The sequence below is a fragment of the Pseudomonas sp. MWU12-3103b genome, assembly GCF_023100615.1.
Lineage (GTDB): Bacteria > Pseudomonadota > Gammaproteobacteria > Pseudomonadales > Pseudomonadaceae > Aquipseudomonas > Aquipseudomonas putida_A.
On record NZ_JALMEY010000010.1, the window covers coordinates 40,580 to 64,596 of the forward strand.

Here is a 24,017-nt window from a genome sequence, read left to right on the forward strand (position 1 = left end):
AAGTACTACACGAGAGTCTTTTACAGCGTCAGTTGCCCCCGCTCCTCCTCGGTCAACTGCTGCTTGGCCTGTTCATCCAGCGCGCCGGCACCCAGTACCTGCACCGGGCTATTCGGGTTGTAACCCGGCGCCGGCGCACGACTGGCACCATCACGGCTCGGCGCCAGTTGTTCGTTGCCGAAGCTCAGCACCTGCACGGTGAACACCGACGCCTGGTTCTGCCGCGCTGCTGCTTGCTGCTGACGCGCCACGTCCTCAGCGGCCTGGGTTGCCGAAGATGCCGCCGAACTGGCCGAGGTGATCGCCCCGGTGTTCACCGCAGCCACCACCGGTACGCCACTGGTCTTGCCTTGCACGGCGATGTTGGCGGCGTTGACCACGGTCAGCGCGGCGATGTTGACGTTGCCCGAGACGCGAATGCCCGCCTCGCCCGCATCAATGGTGCCCAGCGGCGCGATCAGGTCGATGTCTCCCGGCGCCACTTCGGCAATCGGGTTAAGGGTGGCGATACCGGCACCGGTGCTCGGCACCGAAGGCGACAGGGTTACATTGCCCCAAGTGTCATAGACACGTTTCGGCGGGGTGTAGACCACGGTGGTTTTCGAGCCGCGACCGGCGTTGATGTCGCCCTCGGCCGACCAGCCGAGGATCGAGCCGCCGAAGGTGGTCATGATCCGGCTCTGCCCCAACAGAATACTGCCCTGCGAGTAGAGCTGAATGTTGCCCGCCCCCTGCGTAATGATCCCTGCCGTGGACGGTGGCGCCGCGCCTTCGATGCCGAACACCTGACCACCACCCGGTGTGAGCATCTGGATATCGCCGCCGAACAGCGTCTTGACCCCTGCTCCGCCATACAGCGTGATGTCGCCGTCGTAACGGAGTGGATTGCCCGCCACATCGGTGCTCGGGAACAGTGCGGCGATGGCGTTGCGACCGCGCAGATAACTGCCCTTGCGCGGGCCGTCAGCGTCGTTGTATTCCAGGCCGCCGGCGCGCAGTTCGGCGAAGTACACCTGGCGAGCGAAGATCGCCTGCTCGGCACTTGGCAGCGCGGCATAGAACGCCTGTGCCTGCTCTGCGTTGCCGCTGAAGCCGTAGCCGAGCGTCAGCCAGCTCTGCAACTCGTCGAGGTAGGTCTTGACCACTTTGCCCGGCTGGCCGTTGAGAGAGGCATTCGGATTGGCAAGGTTCTGCGGATTCAGGTAACGCGCGATGAACTTTGTGTAATCCGGCCCCTGCGCGCCTGCGCCCGCCTGCAATACCACGCTGGCACCAGGCCGCAGATCCCCGGCCACTATCGAGCCGAGACTGGTGATGCTGGCGCGGTTTTCCATCAGGATGTTGCGCCCGGCATTGATATCCAGCGTTCCAGGTCCGGCGATATCGAAGCTGCTGTAGAGAATGTCGCGGCCCGCCGAGACGCGCGATACATCTCGCAGGTCATTGTGGACGAACAGGTTGCCGGTGGAAAAAATGTCCTCCTTGCCGCTACTCATTTCCACTGTCGGCACGGTCGCAGGCTGCCCCAGGGCAGTGCCAGAGGCAACGATGTCGCGTCCGGCGATCATCCACACTGGCCCCGCCGCTTCGTACCAGGTGCGTCTGGAAGTGGAAAAGCTCAACGTTTCGCCACTGCGAATGCCCACCAGGTCCCCCGTCAGCGCATAGAATCGCGCCGGCCCCTGTACGTCGTTCGATCCCGAGTAGCTGTTGGGACCATAGGCAAACAGCGGATATCGCACGTTGCCCTCTGCCGCCACGCCATCGTCGCTGTAGTTGGTGCGCAGCGGTTTTCCGGCGTTGCTGTTGGTGTAAGCATTGAATGCCGGGTTGAACGGGGTAGCCACGGCCATCGGGCTGGCCCCCGACTGGTTGATCGCATAGCCACCGGCGTAGATAGAGTCACCTGCCAGCAGTTCAAGCTGCCCCGACTTCGACGGCGCCAGAAGCAGTGAGTAACCTTGCAGCGGGTAGTTGTTTACGCCAATGAATGTCGCGGATGGCCCTGCATAAACGGACCCTTGGCCCGCCACCGCGCGCAGAATCGATGGGTAGACAAATCGGCCGTCGGTAGGCGAGGTATTGCGGCCCGTGATCAGGCCGTTGGATGTACTGAATTCTGCTATCTGTGTGCCCGGCGTCAGGTTCCCGCCAGCCGAGAACAGATCGATTGCCGTGTGGTCAGTCCACAATGAAAAGCCACTGAGGATACCGCCCTGCTCAACGCTTGCGTCGGCCGCCATGATCGGGCTGGCGTTCATCAGACTCACTCGCCCAGGATCCGCGGCACCGCCCAACACCAGATCACCGCGGCTGCTCAGGCTCATGCCCGAGTCACCCGGAATCAGCACCACGCCTCCGGAAGCACTACCGGTGGTCGAGGTAAACGGATCAAGTGCGCGGGTTTCCCGAAGATCATTGAACACGGCGCCGGCGCCGTACTGCAGGTTGATGCCGCCGAGTGCTCCACCCGTCATGTGTGCCGCGCCGCGCAGGTTGATCAGCGCGCCCTGCAGATCATGATTCGGTTGGCCGAAGCCGGTTTCTCCGGCCCGCGCTTGCAGCGAAGGGTTGAGCGTGCCGCCGATACGAATGTCCATGTCACCACCACCGGTCATCTGCACGCTGCCATCGCTGGCGACTCGACCGGTGCTGCCTACCGCGACGATCAGCCCCTGACCTCGCGGGTAGTTAACGGCATCGCCTACCGGTTTGAGCATGCCGGCATCACCACCAGCCCGCAGGCTGATATTGCCACCGCCCAAGGTACCGAAACCGGTGAAACCCACCAGGTAGGGTTCAGTGTTGATCACCCGATCTGAGTTCATTTGGGTGGAATAACTGCCGAAGTTGATCCACCAGGCCGTGGGCACATCCGGGTTTCCCGTGCCTTGACGCCACAGCCAGTTGCCCACTGCCACACTGGCCATCTGCTCGCGGAACCCGCTCGCTGTCGATTGGGCTTTCGTCCCGACCGAATCACCGGAAACCGAGCCACCGGCATTGATTGTCAGGTTGCCCCCCATCTGCGGATACCAGGCCTGATAGAGGCTGTCGCTGCCACCGTCGACCCATTTTTCATAAGCGGCACCGGCGCTGCCCAACACCGAATTGTTATCCGAAAGATGCCCGCGCGGCAGGTTATAGAGCGGATCGATATTCGCTGATTGGGTGCCGGCGGTGTAAACGCCGAACGGTGAATCCATGCTCAGATTGCCTGCGGCGATCAGGTCGAGATCACCCGTGCCGGTACGCAGAACACTGAACATCTGCGTATGGGCCTTGGCCGTTTTCCCGGGATTGTTGCCGATGCACAGTTCCGGCTGCAGATCACAAATGAATTGGGCCTCCTCGGGAACCGGTTCGTAGTCCGGCCCCATTCCACTGCCTGGCGCCCAGACCCAACGGGCCATGGGTACGCACAAGTCGGCAATCTGCTGGCAGTACTCGAGCATGTCATCAGGGACCGGCTCGTAGGGCGTAAAGAACGGATTATCCGGAGCCCAGACCAGCTTGCCCGCAGCGGTGGTGATGTTGACGCCGTAATGACTGTCCGCCAGCCGCAGATTGCCTTCCGGGGTCAGCGGTTTGACCGCGCGACTATCGGCCGCAGCCAGATCTGCACCGGCGACCACGCGCATCGACCACGACGCACTGCCCGACGGCAGCATGCTGGCCAGCGCCCAGTTCTTGCCCTGTTGTGTGCCGTTGAACGGCCGCAACTCGATCAGCGAAGTGCCTTCGGCGAGCTTCACATCGGTCATCGACGGAATCAGCGAACCGCGCAACAAGGCCAGCTCGCCCTTTAATTTCACCCCGGAGGAGGTCGTCAGATCTGCATCGTAAACGCTGGGTAACGGCACACCCTTGGGCCAGTTCATCGCTTGCAGGGCGGTGGCCTTGTTCAAACGGATCCCGGCACCCAGGCGAGTGTCGGCAGGCAACGTCACGCTGTCGCTGAGCAGCGTACCGGCGGCGTACAGCAGATGACCGTTGCTGTCGTGGATCGCCCCCGCCAGCACGGTGCCGGCGCTGAAGGTATACGCCTCGTTCAGCACAGCTTGAGTCGGCAGCAACGTGCCACTGGCCAGAACCGCTGGTTGAATCATCACGTCGTAATTGAGTGTAGCCCCCAGCGGAAACTGCGTGCCCTCGGCCAGCGTCACTCCACTGCCCGGCACGATCAGATCGCCGCCGAACGGCTGCACACCGGCAATCAGTTTCCACCCGGCGTCATCCTGGGTTTCCGGTGGCGGCGCGAAGCCGTCATTGATGCTGCCGTAAATATCGAGGTTGCCACCGGCACGAATCACCAGGCTGCCCGCTTCCCCGGAACCATATACGGAGGGGTTCAACTGCGTGTGCGGATTGAGGCTGGCATAGCGATAACCTGAAAGGTCCAGATCACCCTCCACCACCAGATCACCGTCGGCAGTCTTGCTGGCGATCTCCACACCGGGCCGCAAATGGAACGCATCGGCATACGTGGCGTTATTCAGCCCGGCGAGCTTGCGTTGCAGCAGATCGTTGTTGCCCAGTGCGGCGTTGATAAAGTCGTTGCTGTCGCCATGAATGCGCTCGAGCATGGCCTGATCGATGACTTGATACGCTCGGCCACTGACCGCCGGATCGACACCATCGCGGGCATCGGTGTAGCGGCGCATACCGTTGAGGCCGATGGAGCGTACGCCCTGAATGGTCAACGCACCGCTGGCGTCGATGGCGATGTCATTGCTGCCCAGGCGCGGCGCGTTCAGCTCCAGCGTACCGCGCAGCATTCCATCGTGTTGCCCCGCGAGGAAACCGGGCACGGCATCGGTGCCGTGGCGCAGGTCGATGCGCGCGCCGCTGCCCAGCGTGAGCAAGCCATCACCGGAACTCAGTTCGACCGTGGCGCGGTTCGGCGCATCGATGATCTTGCCGTAGCTGTCGACCCGCAGCACGCGACCATGGGCATCGAGCACGCTGCTGCCAGTCAGCGTCAGGCCATTTTTCGCCGACAGACGAATGCTGCCGACACGTTCGCCACTGGCGTCGATCAGACCAGCCACCGTCAGGCTGCCATTGTCCACCGACACATTGACCTCACCGGCCTTGAGGCCGTCGCCGATCACCAGGTTGCCTTGCTTGAGCTGCAGGCTGCGGCTGCCGTAAACCTGCCCGGCATTCAAGCGCTGGTTGAGCGCGGCAAACTGCTCAGTGGCGTCACCGCCCAGGCGTTGCGCGCGAATGTCCACGCCACCGGCTTTGTACGGCACCAACGTGCCCCCGGCGTCGTAGTAACCGCTGCTGCCGCCGACAATCTCGCCTTGCAGATCGACCATCCCGGCCGCGTCGGCTAAGGCTACGACGCTGAGATTACCGGCCTGATTATTCTTCGCCGACAGATCGATCCGCGAGCCCGCGGCCTGACGGATATTGCCGTTGGCGCTGTACAGCGATACGTCGCCGCCCCAGCTGTATTTGCTGACATCGTTGAACGGCAAGGTCCGCCCGGCCATGTCCAGCACGGCACTAGTGCCCAGCGTCAAATCGCCCTCGGACTTGACGGTCAGCTTGCCGCTGGCCAAGGCGATACGGCTATCGAGCACGACATTGCGGGCTTCAAGGTTCAACTCCGCCCCCAAGGCATTGGCCACCCCGGCAGCCCCGGCGCCGCTGAGCGTCAGGCTGTTGCCGGCCTTGAGCAGGCTGACCGATGCCGCCTCACCGGTGAGCAACGGCGTGCGCAGGTTCAGATTGCCGCCACTGTAGCTGTAACCCTTGAGCGGATCGTAGGCGCCCTGCTCCTGATACACCGCCAGGCTGCCCTTGTGATTGGCGGTGATGCGTTCGCTGGCGCTCAGGTTGACGTTGGCAAAACCCAGCGCCAGACGATTGTTCTGATCCAGTCCGCTGGCCTGAGGCATCGGGCCGTAACCCAGCTCGATCCGCTGGGCCTGAATGTCCAGCGTGCCGCTGCCCGTACCGGCGCCACCGGTAATGACGCTGCCGGCGCTTTGCGTCGCGCCGTTCCAGATCAGGTTGGCCGTGCGGATACTCGCCACATCGTTGGCATCGCCCAGACCATAGATCGCCGGGGTGACCAGCACCAGGTTCTGCAGTTTGCTCTGACCGGTCTGTGGATCGATCGTGTCGAGGCTCACGCTGCCGTAGAAATTGAAGGCGTCGCGAGTGGTCAGGCTCAGGGTTTCCAGGGCCGGCGCGGCAAACTGCGTATCACCGCGCAGCAAGCGGTCGAGTACGTTCTGGTTGAGCGTGAGGCCGGCGGGCACGCGGCTGCCCGCCGCTGCAAGTGCTTCGGCGCTGCCGGTATTGACCGAGCCGACCGACAATGCCAGATGACGGGTGCCGAAACGCACCGCTTCACCGAGTTCGAACTGGTTATCCGTAGCGGCCGTGATACTGCCGTTCGAATACAGCAGGGCCGGATTGTTGCACGCACTCGCTGCGCAAGTGCCGATCCGGATGCTGCCCGCGCCGCTGATTCCACTGGCCCGTTCCGGTGCCAGTACCTGCGCCCAACCGTTGGAAACCAGCAGCAGGCTGGAGCCTTTCGGCTCATAAACGTAACCGGCCAGCGAGTCGTATGCCACGTTGCCACGGCCCAGCGTATTGATCCCGCCCCCCGCCTCGACGGTGATCCCGCCAAGCGTTGACGTGGTGCGCAGCAAGACTTGCGGCGCGGACAGAATCGCCCCTTCACGCAAGACAATACTTTCACTCGCGCCCAGGAAGCCGATGATGTTAGCGGTCGTGTTGTACAAGACATTCGGCATCGCACCGATGGTCAGCCGCCCCGCGTTGAGGCTGTTGAGCGTGTCGGCGTACAGCGACACACCGTTGAAACCCGGTGTCGATGCACGGCCCGCACCCAGTATCTCGAAGCTGCTCCCGGCGTTGCCGCCACGTACCACCGCTGTGCCGGCCATGCCGCCCTCGGCAGCCTCGAACAGCGTGCGCCCGTTGAACTGCAAAGCGATGTCTTGCTTGCCGCCGGAGGCCAGGCGCAGATCCAGTGTCTTGCCGTCCATGGGTGCCAGCGCACGCGGCACACCGCGCCGGGCGGCGTCGCTCTGGATGAATTGAGAGAAACCGGTTTCGTTGTACTGCGAGTAACGACGCAACACATCGGCTGACGTGAGAATCAACTGACTGGCCAGGCTGTCACGCAGGCCGGTATTGGCAATCGACATCTGCCCGCTGCTGGTCCATGAACCATTGCGCAGTGGCAACGCCCCCGTTGTCACGCCGGGTGCTGCCTGACCGTTTACCTCAACCCGGAACGCACCAGGCATCAGGGCAAACGTTGACGGCAACAGTGTGTAAGTACCCGCCGCCAACCCCGGCACACCGGCGCCAATAGTGATCTGCTGGCCAATGCGCGGATCGCCCGCACCCGCTTCGGCCAGCATCGGCGCGTAGCTGCTCTGGTTGCCGGGCACGATGGCATACACCGGGTTGCTCGCCAGCCCCGGCAGGCTGAAGGTGCCGTCAGTCGCAGTGCGCACCAGCGGGTTGAAACGTGCATCGGTGGAACCCCCGCGACCGGACACGAAACCGGCGCCACGCAGATCGCCACCGCCGGACAGGTCGATGACCGCACCGCTTTGCACATCGGCGAACTGCGTGCCGATCGACACGCCTGATGTTTCGCCGGAGATGCCGTTGAGCACCACGGATTTGCCGTTATAGCGATAGTCGATACCGTCCGTGGTGCCACCGTACGGCATGACCAGACCGGCACCGCTGACCGAAGTCAGACTGCCCGGCAGAAGACGAACCTCCTGAGTGGTGCTGAGCAAATCGTCACCCAATACGATCTTGCCCAGCGGTGCACGCAAGACACCGCCCTGTTCGATGTACGCGGCGGAAAAAATCAGCTTTCCGAATGCCGAATACGGCACCGCAGTCGGTGCCGCGCCGTGGCCGCTGATCCGCAAGGTGTGTTCGGAAACCGGGACGGCGCCCTGATAACCGGCACGCACCTCAGCCTGAATGCCGGTGGCGGGATAGATCTGCGCCGCACCGAGGTTCAAGTCGCCCGGCGTCCACAGCCTGGTTTTCTCCGCACCATCATTCGGCGCGAGGAAGCGCAGGTCGCCGCTGCTGTCGAGGCTCACCAGACCGAAAGCCCGACGGCTGTATTCAACGGCCGGCGCCTGCCGTTGCAGGATCGAACCCTGAGTCCCGAAGGACAGGCCATTGCCCACGTCCAACAAATTCGCGGAGGCATTGAACGTTGCATCGGACGATCGGGCCGTCGGGCCAGGGAGCAACCGTGGACGCATCATGTTGAAGCCGGCGAAGTAGGTGCCCACCCCTGACAGACGCAGGTATGGAGCACTCAAATCAACCCGTGCCGAGCCTTTGGAATCCTCGGCGAGAGACAGAGCTGCGGCGAAGAGACTGAGGCTCTGATTCATGCGCAGATTGACGTCACCGTCAAACGACAACAGACCGTTGCTCAGCAGGCTGAGATTGTCGAAACCGCCCGTCATCAAGCCATCGGCACTCAGACGGGCTTGACCGTAACGCAAGCCATCGGCGCCTTCGCCGGGTTGCAGGTTCGCGGGCAGCAGCTCGTTTTCTGCCGCTTGACCAATGATCATTTCCCTCGGCGAGCGCACCGCGTTGCTCGCCGAATCGGAATACAACGGCGTCTCCAGCGCCAGTTCCAGACGACCACCGGCCGCCCCGACGCCACCCGCCGCCGCACGCAAGTTGCCTTCAACGAAAAGACCGTTATAAGAACTCAAACTGATGCGCCCGCCGTCCGTTGCGATACGCGTCGGGCCTTGACCGGCGATATCCAGAACAGCCTCGGTGCCCGAGGCATCCAGCCGGGCGCCCTGACGCACGATCACATAGGCATCGGCGGCCGTGGCGGTGGCCAGTTTCGCATCGATTTCACCGCCGAGGATGATGCTGCCACCCTTGCCGACCTGACCGTAAGTGCGGCCCAGCGCATCGACTGCCGTAGTGGCGCGTCCGGCGACATCCAGCACAGCCTGTTCACCGATCCAGATGGAACGGTCATGCGCGTTCGGATCGGCCACGACAATGGAGGTCGCCGGTTTGTTCGAACCAAACTGCTGCTGCCGGATATCAATCGTACCGCCCCAGGCATTCAGTTCACCTTCCACGGTGATCTGCCCGGCACCGCGCAGTTTGATGCTCTGCCCCGGATCGACGCTGATCCGCGAACCGCGGCCCAGCGTCAACGTGCTGTTGGCGGCATCGATCAGACCGATCAGGCTGGCCCCGCCCTGCAAGGTCAGGCTGGCGCCGGCACGTTGAGTCAGCAGGCCCTTGGTCGGGTTTTCCTGGAACAGCGTCGGCGTCCACAGCTCCAGCGCCGTTTGCGGATCGACACCACTGACCTGATTCGGCGCGGCATCAGCGAAACGGTACACCGGCATGTGCACATCGATCGCCGTACCTTCAGCAACGCCCAGCCCATTCAGGCCAATCAGGTTGTAGGCGGAAAAGCCCTTGCGCAACAGATCGGCAGACAGCTGCAGGGTATTGTCAGCCAGCGCCTTGTCGGTCTGACCGATGAGAATCCTGTTGGCCTGTACCGTCAGCGTGCCGCCGCCAGTGACACCGTAGCCACGCAGATCGCCCGCAAGGTTCAGGTGGGTTTCACCGGGCGCCGAAATCGCACTGGATTCCAGCGTCAGGTCGCCGCCCTTGCCACCCCGGGTCTTGCCGTTGGCCAGCACAGCGCCGCCGGAGGACACATCGAGCAGACTGCCTGCGCCCATATCGATGTCGCCACTGCTGCGGATCGACAGCAAACCGCCATTGAGGTACGCCAGACTCGCACCATCGTCCGGGTTGGTGCGCAGGTTGCTCCACACGCCACGGGTATCGAGTTGCACACCGTCGGCCACGTTGACCTGCGTCGCCTTGCCGACCTTCGCCGTGAGCCGAGTGTCAGCGGTGTCGCTACTGAGAAACTGATTGAGCACGTTGCCCAGACGCAGGCTACCGCCACGCGCGCTCAGGTCGGCGCCGATCTGCACATCCGGGGAATACAGGGTGATGTCACCACCGTTATCGACCGTCAGCGCGCCGTCAACAACCACCTGATCCCTGGCTGCAACCTTGAGGGCACCCAGACGGACGCCGTTGAGTTGATCGTTATCGAGATACAACTTGCCCTTGCGCGACTCGGACACTGCGGCGCTCAGGTTCAGATCACTGCCGGCGAGCGGACGCTCGCCACCAATCTGCACCTGATCCAGCGTCGGATTGAGGGTGTAGAGCAGGCCATTCGACGCCGCGACGAAGGTCGGGTCGTAACTGCCGACGATCAACTGCGCACGCCGGGCCAACGCGCTCTGGCTCTGCTGATAGCCGTCGAGCACCGGTTTCGGCGCCTGGTTCTGCCGTTCGCCCTGATACACCTCGCCGATCATTTGCCCGTCGAGAACGGCGTTGGCCGTGGCGATCACCAGTTGTCCGGCGTCACGACCCACGGTGTAACCCGACTCGAAACGTGAACGCGGGGCAATCAGCGGGCTGTAGTAATAACGGGTCTGGCCCCAGCGTTGACTGCTGTCTTCATAGCCTTTGTAGAGGCCGGTGTAGAGCAGGTCCCCCGGCGCGCGCGACACTTCATACAACTTGCCGTCGGCGCCACGCAGCCAGCTCTGGCGGATCTCGCCGCTCTGCACATCCAGGGTGCCGCCGGACAGGTTGATCAACGAACCTTTTTCCGTGACCACGTCGTTGCCGGCAAAACTCACCGTGCCACCCTGAGCCATCCATTCGCCGACGCTGTGGCCCTGAGTGCCGAGATAACCACCGACTTCCAACAGGCCACCGGCGGTGTACCAGCGATCCGTGGCGTAGCCGTTGGTGCCGGCCGGCACATACACCAGATCGCGCACATCGACCCAGATGTCATTGCTGTTGAGCGCGCCTTTCTCGCGGTTGACCGAGGCATCGCGCTGCTCATTGCCTTGCACGTTGATCTTGATGCTGTTGTTTTCCATCGCCACTTTGACGCCGAGGGCACCAGATACATCGATCATTGCGCCGTCGCGCACCAGGCTGCGGCGTTGTGCATTGACCGCGATCTGGCCGCCGGTGGCCAGGGTGATCGAGCCATTCTGGAACTCGACACTGCCGCCGCTCTGAATCTCGACGCGTGACTGATCGCCACGGATCCGGTTGTTGGCCGTGACGCCCGTCAGCGCGGCCTGATGCTGGCTGTCGAGGGCGGTCAGGTCACTGCTGTCGAGCATGATCGCCGTGGCACTGCCCTGTCCCAGCGTCACGCTGCCGTTAGCATCGGTGCTCGGGTTGAAGAGGTGAATCGTGCCCCGCGTCGCCACTGACGTGCTGGCGAGCAATACGCCGTTTTGCACGACCTCGTGCCCAGCCATTGTGATGTCGCCGGTGGCGGACTGGATCAAGCCGTTGTTGGTGACATTGCCCGCCACGGCACCGGTCTTGAAGCCCGGAATGACTTCGCTGCCGAATGTGGTGGACAGCGCATTGCCTTCGGTGCCCGAGCCCTTGCGGATGTAGAAACGGTCACCGGCGGCGAGCACGGTCTGGCCCTTGGCGGTGCTGATGCTGCCGTCGTTCTGTACGTCGCTGCCGAGCAGCAAGGCATAACCACCGGCAGCGGTAGACGATGCCGGCTTGTGGGTGTCGATGGAGGCACCGCGTTCCACCAACACCTTGCCGGCGGCATCGGTGAAGGTCGGCTGGGTGCCGGTGCTGTCGAAATACAGACCCCGATCGCGAAACTGGATATCGGTGATGTTGGCGGCAGCGGCCACCAGGTTGCGCACGTTGACCTGACTGCTGCCGCTGAACACGATGCCGTTACGGTTGATCAGCATCACCGTGCCGTCGCCCTTGATCTGGCCTTGGATCTGGCTGGCCCGGGCATTCGGATCGTTGACGCGGTTGAGCACCGCCCAGTTCGACTGCTGGGCGAAATCGACCGTGGTATTGCGACCGACGTTGAAGGTTTCCCAGTTGAGAATGGCCTTGTCGGCGGTCTGCTCGATTGTCACTGTGGTTTTGCCATCGACCTGGGTCTGCTGCGGGCCCTTCGCGTTCTGCCAGCCTTGAGTCAGGCTGTTGTCGACCTTCAAGCCACCCTCGCCCAGGCCGTCCGGCACGAACTGCACCGTGCCCAATGCGGCGGCTCTCCCGGCCGCCTGCGCCGCCTGTTGTGCGGCAATCGCGGCAACCGTGTTGTTCAGCGTCTGAATCGAGCGCTGCAACTGCGCATTGGCCTTCTGCTGCTGGGCCAGCGGCGGTGTCATGCCCGGCAAGCCACCCACGCTCGGACGCGCCGCCGCAGCCTGTTGCGCTGCGCCCTTTGCCGCAAACCAGCCCGAACTGAACGCCGTCTGCGCCTGCGCACTGCCCGCCACCAGACACAACGCCACCGCGTGCGCCAATGGCTTGAGCAGCCACAGCGCCGGCTCCACGGCATCACGCTGGAAGGACTGAACGTGGGTACGACGACGGGATGGGCGAGCGGGCATCACTACGAGATCCTTTTTTGATTGCCACATATGGCCGCAGGCGCGCAAAAACCTGCTGTTACGACATAGGCCGTTGGCGGAGGGCGCGACCGAACGGATGTCACACAAACTTCATGTTCGGCGTGTATTCGAGCCAAAAAAAATGACGGCAACCCGAAGGTTGCCGTCATCGGTGTTACGACCGCGCGAGCTTACAAAGGACGACCGATAGCGTTGCAGACGCTGGCGTTGTTGATGTCCAGGTTGTTGCCCGAAGTGTTGGTGATGAAGTTGGCGGTCACAGCGGTTTTCCAGGCGTTAGGTACAGCGACGAATTTGTGAGCCTGAGTCGCAGTGTTGTTGCCCGGGTTGCTGTAGTGCTGGGTCAGGAAGGCTTTGACGTCCGCGGCCACGGCTGCATCCTTGTAGCACTGACCGAAGATGAAGTTGGTGTAGGCAGCCAGTTTGTAACCCGAAGCCGGGTTAGCAACCACTGGCGACCACTTGGACGGATCGGCAGCATCGATAGCATTCGCCGGAGGATTGACCGACGACAGCGCCAGCGTCACGTTGAGCGCAGTCGGCTGAACACCGTTGACGCGAGCAACAACAGCGTTGCTGGTGGCATCGACGCCGTCCGGACCTACATAACCGATGGAACCGTCAACCGCGTTCACGGCAGTGGCAACTTCGGAAGTGTTGGCGACGCCGACCCAGTTCGAAGGCAGAGCGATGCCGCCGATACGAGCGCTGGTGAAGGTGGAGTTGGTCGCAAACTGAGTCGGGCAGACCGAGTTCAGGTGACGAGTCAGGATTTCCGAAGTGCCGCTGGAAACGTTGCGATAAACAACGCGGATCGTGGTCGCGTCGGAAGTACCCAGCAGAGCACCCCAGGTGGTTTTCTGGCCCGAGAACACTTCGCACAGCTGAGCGCTGGTCAGGTTCAGCGCGGTCTGGCCGGCTTTTTTGTATGGGATGGCAACCGAAGTGGCCACCGACGGCAGTTGAATCAACGGGCCGTACGAAGCGTTGTAAGTGTTCTTGTAGGTGCTGAGTTCCGCAGCGCTGAGGATCGAGTCGCTACCGGCGAAGTGCACGGTGCCGGTGGTGCTGAAGCCGGCCGGGTTGTTGGTCAGGAAAGCGGTCTTGCCACCGCCGCTGCCGATGGCCGCGTAGCTGAAGTTGGCAGGCAGGATGCTGTCGGCCGAACCTTTGTACAGAGCGGCTGGCAGAGTTGCACCACCACCGGTAACGGCCATGGCTTGAGCGGAAGCCAGGGCGGCGACGGTCAGGGAAGCGGCGATCAGAGTGCGCTTGAACATGAAGAATCTCCTTTTCAACGATGGTTGTGAACACAGGTTTTCAGGGGTCTTGCATGACACTGGGAAGACTCACCGCTGACCTTCGCAAGCGGGGTCCGTGGTTAAGTCGCACTGAGAAATTCGCAGTTTCCGGTGACAGATAAAGGAAAAAACCTCGGGAGCTGCGCGCTGATTTTCCGACGCTTTTCTCGGGTGTTTGCGGGGGATTGCGAGGTGTCTGGATCAGCGGTTTGGCGCAATCAGGCTACAGCCGTTGAAGGCTGGTTGCAGATGACAGAAAGGAGAACCCGAGGATGGTTCTTTTGAGGGTCGGGTGATGCTGAAGTATTGGAAAAAATTCTGAATTATTTGCTGTTCTGACGGGCGCCTTCGCGAGCAAGCCCGCTCCCACAGGTTCTTGCGGTGTGACATATATTGCATTAACAACTCTGTCCCCTGTGGGAGCGGGCTTGCTCGCGAAGAGGCCAGACCAGACGACCTCGGAATCAGCTACTGCACCAACTGGTTGATCTCAATGATCGGCAACAACACCGCCATCACAATCACCAGCACCACCCCGCCCATCACCACAATCATCAGCGGTTCGAGCAACGCGGTCATGCCCATCGCCCGCCGTTCGATATCGCGGGACAGCGTTTGCGCCGCACGTTCGAGCATCGCTGGCAGTGCGCCGGTTTTCTCACCACTGGCGATCAGGTGAATCAGCACCGGCGGAAACACGTTTTCCACCCGCAACGCCGCCGCGAGGTTCACCCCTTCGCGAACCTTGGCCGTGGCGTCGCTGACACTCAGGCTGAGCCGATCATTGGATAGCGTCTGCCGCGCCGCCTCCAGCGCCCGCAACAACGGCACCCCGGCACCGCCGAGAATCGCCAGGGTCGAGGCGAATCGCGCAGTGTTCAGGCCCAACACGAACCGTCCGATCAGCGGCAGTTTCAACACCCGATGATGCCAACTCAACCGCGCCGCCGGATTGCGCAGATACAGGCGCCAGCTCCAGAAAGCACCGGCGATCAGCGCCGCACACAACCAGCCCCACGCCCGAATGAAATCGCTGGCGGTGAGCATCGCCAAGGTCAACCCCGGCAAGTCCTGCCGCGCCTGGGAAAACGCACTGACCACCTGCGGCACCACGTAACTCAGCAGAAAAATCACAATGCCGATCGACACCAGCCCGACCACACCCGGATAGATGAAAGCGGTGAGGATCTTGCCGCGCAGGTTGTTGCGCTCCTCGATGTAATCCGCCAGCCGCTCCATCACCTGCGCCAGATCGCCGGACTCCTCCCCCGCAGCGATCAACGCGCGGTAGATCTCCGGAAAATCCCGTGGCCGTGCGGCCAACGACTCGGCCAGACGCATGCCGCTGCGCACATCGGCGCGCACCGCACTGAGGGTGTGGGCGATGTGTTTTTTCTCGGCCTGCTCCACCGTCGCGCTGAGCGCTGCTTCCAGCGGCAGGCTGGCGCCGAGCAGACTCGCCAGTTGCCGGGTGGCCCAGGCCAGGTCGTTGTCCGACATACGCGCACTGAACAGACCTCCGCCGCCATGCTGGGCGACGTTGCTTTCCTTGTGCACCGACAACGCGGTCAAGCCACGGCTGCGCAACACGCCGAACGCCGCGCCCTGACTGTCCGCTTCCAGATGCCCGGACTCGATCTTGCCGGTAGCGTCGGCGGCTTCAAAACGATAGCGATTCATCAGGCGTCTCGGGTCACACGGAGGATTTCTTCAGGCGCGGTGGCGCCGCTGCGAATCCAGCGCTCGCCGTCCTCGCGCAGGCTGAACATCCCGGCCTTCGCCGCCGCCGCACGCAAGGCCTGCTCCCCTGCCCCTTGGTGAATCAGGGTGCGGATGTCGTCGTCGATACAGAACAATTCGTGGATGCCGGTACGGCCGCTGTAACCGGTGTGATTGCAGGCGGTGCAGCCCACTGGACGCCACGTCCCAGGCGCTGCGGGATCCTCTTGTTTGCACTGATTGCACAGGCGTCTCACCAAGCGTTGCGCCAGTACACCGAGCATCGACGACGCGAGCAGAAACGGCTCGACACCCATGTCGATCAAGCGATTGACCGCCGACACCGCGTCGTTGGTGTGCAGCGTCGCCAGCACCAAGTGACCGGTGAGCGACGCCTGCACGGCGATTTGGGCGGTTTCCAGGTCGCGGATTTCGCCGATCATGATGATGTCCGGGTCCTGGCGCAGAATCGCCCGCAAGGCCAAGGCAAACGTCATGTCGATCTTGGCGTTGACCTGAATCTGGCTGATCCCCGGCAAGTCGTATTCCACCGGGTCTTCGACGGTGAGGATGTTGCTGGTGCTGGCATCGAGGCGTGCCAGCGCGGCATAGAGGCTGGTGGTCTTGCCGCTGCCGGTGGGGCCGGTGACCAGTACGATGCCGTGGGGCTGGCGGATCAGGTGATCGAGTTTCGCCAGCACCTGCGCGTCCATGCCGAGGGTTTCCAGGTGCAGACGCCCGGCCTGTTTGTCGAGCAAACGCATCACCACCCGCTCGCCATGCCCGGTGGGCACGGTCGACACGCGAATATCGATCGGTCGCCCGGCCACGCGCAGCGCGATACGACCGTCCTGCGGCAGGCGTTTTTCGGCGATGTCGAGTTGGGCCATGATCTTGATCCGCGACACCAGCGCACCGTGCAGCGCCTTGCGCGGCGAAACCACGTCGCGCAGGGTGCCGTCGACCCGGTAGCGCACCACCGAATGGGTTTCGAACGGTTCGATGTGAATGTCGCTGGCCTCATCGCGTGCGGCCTGGGTGAGCAAGGCGTTGATCATGCGGATCACCGGCGCGCCGTCCTGGGTGTCGAGCAGGTCAGTGATTTCCGGCATGTCCTGCATCAGCCGGTCGAGGTCGACTTCGTTTTCTGCTGCGCCAACCACAGCGGCGGCGCTGCCGGTGTCGGCGTAGGCCGTGGCGAGCAGGCCGTCGAGTTCGTCGTCGCGCACACGCTTGAGCGACGTCTCACCGAACTGCCGCCGCACCTCGCTGATCGACCAGCCCGGCGTCGACGGGCACACGGTCAACACACCGTCGCACAGCAGAATGCGCTGGGCCTTGGCCCAGGCGTAGGGCAGTGAACTCATCTACACCCTCCCCCCATGACAATACAATCCCGCGTAGGAGCTGCCGCAGGCTGCGATCTTTTGCGTTTAAAGATCAAAAGATCGCAGCCTGCGGCAGCTCCTACAGGTCCAGCGTCGCCCCGACTCACTATGGTGAGGGGAATTCTTGTGGTGAGGGGATTTATCCCCGATGGGCTGCGCAGCAGCCCCGAAACCTGACATCCGAATCCATCTGACTGACCGCGTGCATAGGCTTTAGGGCTGCTGCGCAGCCCATCGGGGATAAATCCCCTCACCACAGGTTTACTTCTCAGATTGAAGGTCGGATTCAAAAGCGTGTACTCCCTTCGATCGGCACCGCTTTGATCGTCGCGCGAGGTCCCGAAGCCGGAACCGGACTCGGCACCCCCTGCGCCGCTGTCGGCAACTGCGGCGCCTGCATATCCGGCATTGCCCAGCTGCGCTCCGGTTGCAGCCCACCCTGGGCGCGGCGCATGAAGTCGTAGCGGTTGAGGGTGATGCTGCGCCCCGCTTCGCTGTCGCGGATGATGTACGGGCGCAGGAACACCATCAGGTTGGTCTTGGTGATCGCCCGGCGTTCGTTGCGAAACAGCGCGCCGATACCCGGCAGGGTCCCCAGCCATGGCACCGCCTCATTGCTCTGGCTATAGCCGTCCTGCAGCAAGCCGCCGAGGACCATGATCTGGCCGTCGTCGAGCAGGATGCTGGTGTCGATCGCGCGCTTGTTGGTGACGATCCCCGCCGACGTCGCGCTGGCCGACGCGCGTTCGTCGATGCTGCTGACCTCCTGATAGATATCAAGCTTGACCGTGCCGCCCTCGGAAATCTGCGGCCGCACATTCAGCTTCAAACCCACCTCTTCCCGGGTCACGGTCTGGAACGGGTTGTTGCTGGTCCCGCCACCGCCAGTGACATAGCTGCCGCTGACAAACGGAATGGTCTGGCCGACAAAAATACTCGCCGCTTCGTTGTCCAGCGTCAGCAGGTTCGGCGTCGACAGCACGTTGGTGCCGCCCTTGCTCTTCAGCGCCCGGGCCAGCACTTTCAGGTCGAGGATCTTACCGATGCCAGGGATATCGACGGTGCCGTTGACATAACCGAGGTTCAAGCCTTGCGGCAGCACATCTAGGCTGGTCTTGCCGTTGAGATTGATCCCCGACCCGCCAAGGTTGGCCCCGCCGATCACGCCTTTGCCGCCGAGATTGCCAGTCTGCCATTGCACGCCGAACTCGCTGGCATCGTCCTCGCCGACCTCGACGATCAGGCTCTCGATCACCACTTGCGCACGGCGCTGGTCGAGCAGATCGATGACCTCGCGCAGGTTGCGATACAACGGATCCGGCGCGGAAATCAGCAAGGTGTTGGTGGTCGCATCAGCCTGAATCGTCACCCCGCCAGCGCTAAATGCAACGTTCTGCTCGCTGGCCTGATTGCCGCCGGTGCCGGTCGAACTGCTGCCCTGCGCATAACTGCCGCCGGTGCTGCCAGTGCTCGACGTGGTCGAGGTGTTACCACTGGTTTGCGTGCCACTCTGCGCACTCGAACCGCCATTGTTATTGCCGTTGCTGCCCATGGCACTGAGCACCGAGCGCGCACTGTCGCTGGTGCCGCTGTCACTCTCGCCAGTCAGCAGGCCGCGCAAGGCCTGCGCCAGTTTCGCCGCTTGCGCGTTACGCAAATAAACCACGTGCAGATTGCTCGGATTGCTCTGCGCGTTGTCGAGTTTGTAGATCAGGTTGCGCGCCAGCTCGGTGCGCTCGGGGCTGCCGGCGCGGATGATGATGGTGTTGGAACGCGGGTCGCCGATCACCGCGATTTTCTGCGTCGGGTCGTTGCCCGGCGCGTCGAGCAGATCGGCGACCATCGGCGCGATGTCGGCGGCGATGCCGTTCTGGATCTGCACCACGTCGGTGTCGATCGCGCTCGGGGTGTCGATGGTCTGGATCAACTGGGCGACGCGCGTGAGGTTCTCGGCGTAATCGGTAATCACGATGGTGTTGTTGCCCGGATAGGCATTGATCGGGTTGTTCGGCGAGACGATCGGCCGCAACACCGGAATCAGGTTCACCGCGTTTTCGTATTGCAGGCGAAAGGTGCGGGTGAGCATGCCGTTGCCGGCGGGTTTGTCCGGGCTGTAGATCGGCCCGCCGAGCAGTTTTGCGTCGGCCTCCGGCACCACCTGGGCGACGCCGCCGACATCGACCACGCTGAAACCCTGCATGCGCAACGCCGCGAGCAACATGTCGTAGGCCTGGCGTGCCGGCACCTGACCTTCCGAGACCAGCGTCAGGCTGCCCTTGACCCGAGGGTCGACCAGAAACTGCTGGCCGGTGGAACGCGACAACGCGCGCACCACCGCCTGAATATCGGCATCGACAAAATTCAGCGTCACCGGCTGATCGCCCAGCGGATTGCTCGGCAGTGTGCTACCGCGCGGGACGCCGCCACTGCGCGCGCGTTCGGTGATGTTGTGCATCTGCCGTGGTTGCGGTGCGGTTTGTGCCTGGGCGCGTTGCCGATCGAGCAGCGCATCACCGCTGCGTTGGGTGTTGGCCAATGGACGGCCAAGTTCGCTGTCCACCAGCAACGGCGGCTGGTTCGGCGGCGTGGTGGTGTTGCTGCACGCGCTCAACGCCATCAGCAGCATCGGCAACGCCATGCGCGCCGGTTTGGATCCTGACCCCTTCATGAAGCTTCCTTAGCGCCCAGCGCCTGATCCATGCGAACGGTGCCTGACAATGTGCCGGCAGTGACTTCAGTCGACGCGTTGTCTGCGCGTTGCAGACGGGCCTCGACCACTTGCAGAGAAAGTTGTGCCGGGTTGCTCAACAGCCAGTCGAGCACTGCATCGGCCGGCGCCGCGTCGAACGTCAACTGCCACGCGCCGGCCTCCCCGGCCTGCAATCGATAGTGCCCGGTCAGGCCGCTGGCCTGCAGGGTCTGCTCAAGAGACTGCTCGATGCTTTGCCCCTGCGGACGCACGCTGACCTCGCGCAACAGCACTTCGAGGGCTTCGGTCTGGGCGCGTAACTTCGGGGTTTCGGCTTGCCAATAGCTGATTTTTTTCAGCGGCGGCTGAATCAATGCGACCCACACCAACAGCGCCAGCAGCAGCGCCGCCATGCCGCCGACCATGCGTTTTTCGCGCAGGGCCAGCGCTTGCCAGCGCGCCTGAAGTTGCGCGCTGAAACGCTGCCAACGGGCGCGATACACCGCGAGCCATGCCTTATTCATCTTCTGCTCCGCTGTCGTCAGCGCTTTCGTCGGGGGTCGTGACTTCTTCGCTCGGTCGCAGCAGCCAGCCCTCATCATCGGCCGTCGCACTGATCCCGACCTGAGCCAATGCGGCTTGCCAATCCTTGTCCTTGTCATTGGCGCTGCGCCGGGCATCGGCCAGCAGACTCAACTGCAACGTGCCGTCAACAAACGTCAGGCGCTCGACCGTGCCGGCCATGAACGGCATGCCACTGCCGGCCTGCAACACCAGCCGATTGAACGGCTGCGCCGGGTCCTCCGCCGCGCCCTTTTGCCGCGCCGCCAATTGCTGACGCGCCTGTTGCAGCGGATTGAGGATTACCGGCAACTCGGGAAAGGCCTGCTTCACCCGCTGGGTCATCAACGTCTTGAGCTGCTGACCCTGACTCGCCTCGCGAGCGGCATACAGGTTCAAGCCGATGACCCACACCGCCACCGCCAATGCGCAAAGCCCCAGCGCCCGGCCCCAACCGCGATGCTCGCTGCGCTGCTGTTGCACCGCACCCTGCAAGCCCCAACCCGGCAACGGCCCGGTCCAGCGTTGCGCCTCGGCCATCGGCAATTCTGCATCCGGCGGTGGCGTCGAGCCGATCCAGTGCAGCGGCGTGCCGCAGGTCAGCAGCCAATCGCCAATCTCGTCGTCGAACAGCGGCTGCACCCGCGCCACCTGCACGCTTTCGCGCAGCAACAAATGGCCGTCCTGCCGACAGGCCACCGTGCCCGGCAGCACCGGCAAGCTGTATGCCGCCGGGTACAGACCGCGCAGATTCAGACCGGCCTGTTTCAGCAGTTGCCCCAGGTGCAGCAAACGCTGACGCGGCGCCCAGGCGATCTGCACCTGCCCCGCTTCGTCCCGTGGACTATGAGCGATGTGCATGTCATTGCAGTCACCGAGCATCAAGGCCTGCGCCGCACATTGCACGGCTGCTGCGGTCTTGTTCGCCGGCAGCGGTGGCAAGTCGATGCTCGCCAGCAGACTGTCCGCCGGGTGCAGAAAAGCGCTCAGCGCTGGCTGCTTCGCTGACTGCCCCAGTTGGCTAAAGGTCTGGCGCTGCTCACGAATGACCTGCCCCTGCCGATCCAGCCACGCACAGTCCAATTCACTGTCGAGACTCAACTGCGCCAACGGCGGCAAACTCACACGCAACTGGCTCATACGCCCACCCGCGACCAGATCACCTGTGGCAGACGATCCTCGCTGCGATGCAGCAACGCATCGAGGCTGACCCGACGCTGATCCCGCCGCGCCTCGCCACGCAGGCGAAACCAGTCACTGGTGATGCCGACCTTGACGCTGGTCAGCTCCAGATTGGGCATGCGCAAGCGGTTGACGAAATCGCCACGGTTGATGAACCAGCGCCCGGCGTCACGCTCATTGATCAGCGCCTGCGCCCGCTCCAGCGACAACCCCGGCACATAGGCGGCCAGCACCGGCGCAGAGGCGGTATTGCCGTTGAGCCAGGTGGTCGCCGGGATCACCGTCAGGTACGGCGCCAGTTTGCCGATGACCACCTCATTCACGCCCTCGACGCTGCGCAGATCCTCGACACTGCGCAGCATCGGCAACTTCGGATTCTGTGGTTTGCGCGACGCATTCGGCGACGTGGCACGGCCACTGTCAAAGCCGTTTTTGCTCGCGGTGTTTTCGGCAATCTGCGGATTCAACAGATACGGATAAGAGCCAATCACCCGCTGACTGATGCGCTGACTCAACCCGGCGCTGATACCGATCAACTCGCAAAGCCGCTGAAACGCCTGCACCTGCGCCTCATCGACACGCTCATTGGCCACCAGATTGCGCAGGTTGAACTTGCCCTGCTCATCCTCCAGCCGCCCCTCGAAACCCTGCGCGTTCAAACGCTGCGCCCACGGCTGATCGAGTCGGGTCAGCGGATCACGCTGCCGCGCATCCCAGAGCAATTGCCGGCTGATCTCCAGCCCACCGTGCAACAACCAGCGCCCCTGCACCCGCTGCTGATCCGCCTCCAGCGCGCGGGTCGAAACGCTCTGCCGGGTCAACATCCCCGCCGCAATCACCGCGACCACCGCCGCGATCAACAGCGCACTGATGATCGCCATCCCCTGCTGGTTCGATTGGCTGTTCATCACCGGCCTTACAGCTGCCAGGAACCGATATCGGCATTCACGCCGTCGCCGTCAGGCTGACCGTCGGCACCGAGGGAAAAAATATCGATCTCGCCATTCGCGCCGGGATTGAGGTACTGATAAGGACGACCCCACGGGTCATTCGGCAAACGCTCCAGATACGAACGCCAGTTGCTGTTCTTCGCATCCACCGGCCGCTCCACCAGCACTTTCAGCCCCTGCGTCATGCTCGGGTAAGTGCCGTGATCGAGGCGATACAACTTCAGCGCCTGCATCAAACCACCAATATCCTGCTTGGCCGCCGTGGCCCGCGCCTGATCCGGCCGATCGAGCACCTTGGGCACCACCATCGCCGCCAGAATCCCGAGAATTACCACCACCACCATGATCTCGATCAGGGTAAAACCCTGCTGCCCACGGGGCATCCGGCTCGGTCGTCTGGGCTGTTTGAACTGCGCGATATCCATCTCGACATTCCCTTGGCTTAATTCGATTCGACGCGCAGTGTTGCAAGAAGATATGTCAGGGATGTTGAAAATTCTCGGGAGTTTTCGTCGTCAAGCCGTCAAGGACGCGGGTTAGGGTCGAGGGCTGTGTTCTGGTTTTGGGCCTTATATGCCTACGCGCTCCCGAGAAAGCGGATTCACCCTGATTGAAGTGCTGGTGGCGCTGGCGATCATTGCCGTGGCGATGTCGGCGGCCGTGCGCGTGGCCGGGCTAATGACCCAAAGCAGCGGAGTTCTGCGTGATCGCTCAATCGCAATGATCGCGGCGCAAACCCGCATGGCGGAGCTGCAATTGGAAGGTCGATTGCCGACTGGCGTGAAAGCTGTTGATTGTGATCAGGGACGGTTGGTGTTGCGGTGTGAGCAAGTAATCGCAGCGGCTGAAAATGGCCGACTACTCAAAATCGCCATCCAAGTCTTCAACCGCAACCAGGACGCCCCGCCCCTGGCCCGCCTGGAAACCCTATCGAATCGCCCCCTGTAGGAGCTGCCGAAGGCTGCGATCTTTTGATCTTGTTTTTAAACATCAAATCAAAAGATCGTCCGATCGCAGCCCGAGCCTCCGGCAGCCCCTACACAAACATCTCAGGCAACAAAACAACGCATGCCCCACACGATATCCGCAATCAACCTGAAACCCTGTGGGAGCGAGCTTGCTCGCGAAGGCGTCAGAATGAACACCCGATCAATCACCGGGTGTCCCGACACCTACATCACCCCGGCAACTGCAAATTATCCAAAGCCCGATTCACCGCCAACTCCCCAAGCATGATCAACTGCGCAATCCCCGCCAGCGCATGACGCTGCGACACCGGCAACAAGCTGGCGATGTTCTGCGCGAGGGTTTTGGCCGAAGCGAGTGTTTCACTGGCATCCACCAGCAGCTCTTCGGTTTTGTTGTCCGCCGTCACGGCATACATCCCACGGTGTTTACGTGGCGGCGGTGTGGAACCGGGCGGACAGAGGTAATGGTCGAGCGCGCGGTCGGCGGCTTCGTGCAGTTTTTTTGAATCGATGGATTCGTAGGGGGAAACCGAGGCGGTTTCGGGTGGGTTGGGTGTTGGTTTGATCATGGTGAAGCTCCTTGATTAATGGAGCCGCCACGGTTCGCTGCGAAACGACGGAGGTGGCAGCTGTACGCAGGTTCGCAGACCGGGAATCAAGGAACCCGGCATACCAAAAGGTATCCCGCGCACAGCCGCCATGAAGCACCATTGCCAGAAA

Annotated in this window: 11 protein-coding genes; 1 reads left to right on the plus strand and 10 read right to left on the minus strand. The window is 62.7% G+C overall.

Annotated elements, in window-relative coordinates:
* Positions 1–20: 20 nt before the first annotated feature.
* The 9 genes from M0808_RS16395 to gspG all read right to left on the minus strand — a co-directional run bounded on the left by M0808_RS16395 (position 21) and on the right by gspG (position 22,754).
* Complete coding sequence (locus M0808_RS16395; RefSeq protein ID WP_247841883.1) at positions 21–12,518, minus strand: filamentous hemagglutinin family protein; 12,498 nt, start codon at positions 12,516–12,518, stop codon at positions 21–23.
* Between the two features lie 191 nt (positions 12,519–12,709).
* A complete protein-coding gene (locus M0808_RS16400) occupies positions 12,710–13,819 on the minus strand; it encodes a substrate-binding domain-containing protein (RefSeq protein WP_135295954.1) in 1,110 nt (369 codons plus the stop codon).
* Between the two features lie 489 nt (positions 13,820–14,308).
* Positions 14,309–15,520: a type II secretion system inner membrane protein GspF gene (gspF, locus tag M0808_RS16405; protein ID WP_247841884.1), complete on the minus strand. Its 1,212-nt coding sequence runs from the start codon at positions 15,518–15,520 to the stop codon at positions 14,309–14,311.
* Complete coding sequence (gspE, locus tag M0808_RS16410) at positions 15,520–16,926, minus strand: type II secretion system ATPase GspE (RefSeq protein ID WP_247841885.1); 1,407 nt, start codon at positions 16,924–16,926, stop codon at positions 15,520–15,522. Before gspE ends, gspF begins: the two co-directional genes overlap by 1 nt.
* A 307-nt stretch (positions 16,927–17,233) precedes the next feature.
* Complete coding sequence (gspD, locus tag M0808_RS16415; protein WP_247841886.1) at positions 17,234–19,615, minus strand: type II secretion system secretin GspD; 2,382 nt, start codon at positions 19,613–19,615, stop codon at positions 17,234–17,236.
* Positions 19,612–20,160, minus strand: a complete 549-nt coding sequence (gene gspM / locus M0808_RS16420; protein WP_247841887.1) for a type II secretion system protein GspM — start codon at positions 20,158–20,160, stop codon at positions 19,612–19,614. Before gspM ends, gspD begins: the two co-directional genes overlap by 4 nt.
* On the minus strand, positions 20,153–21,337 hold the full coding sequence (gene gspL, locus M0808_RS16425; RefSeq protein WP_247841888.1) for a type II secretion system protein GspL: 1,185 nt from the start codon (positions 21,335–21,337) through the stop codon (positions 20,153–20,155). The genes gspM and gspL overlap by 8 nt, the downstream gene beginning before the upstream one ends.
* Positions 21,334–22,287: a type II secretion system minor pseudopilin GspK gene (gene gspK, locus M0808_RS16430; RefSeq protein WP_247841889.1), complete on the minus strand. Its 954-nt coding sequence runs from the start codon at positions 22,285–22,287 to the stop codon at positions 21,334–21,336. Before gspK ends, gspL begins: the two co-directional genes overlap by 4 nt.
* An 8-nt stretch (positions 22,288–22,295) precedes the next feature.
* Positions 22,296–22,754, minus strand: coding sequence for a type II secretion system major pseudopilin GspG (gspG, locus tag M0808_RS16435; protein ID WP_282188309.1), 459 nt, complete (start codon positions 22,752–22,754; stop codon positions 22,296–22,298).
* Between the two features lie 148 nt (positions 22,755–22,902).
* Here gspG and gspI point away from each other — a divergent pair, with 148 nt between their 5' ends.
* Positions 22,903–23,277, plus strand: coding sequence for a type II secretion system minor pseudopilin GspI (gene gspI, locus M0808_RS16440; RefSeq protein WP_247841890.1), 375 nt, complete (start codon positions 22,903–22,905; stop codon positions 23,275–23,277).
* Positions 23,278–23,506: 229 nt separating this feature from the next.
* Here the strand turns inward: gspI and M0808_RS16445 are convergent, their stop codons facing one another.
* Positions 23,507–23,866, minus strand: coding sequence for a hypothetical protein (locus tag M0808_RS16445; protein WP_007968533.1), 360 nt, complete (start codon positions 23,864–23,866; stop codon positions 23,507–23,509).
* Between the last annotated feature and the right edge of the window lie 151 nt (positions 23,867–24,017).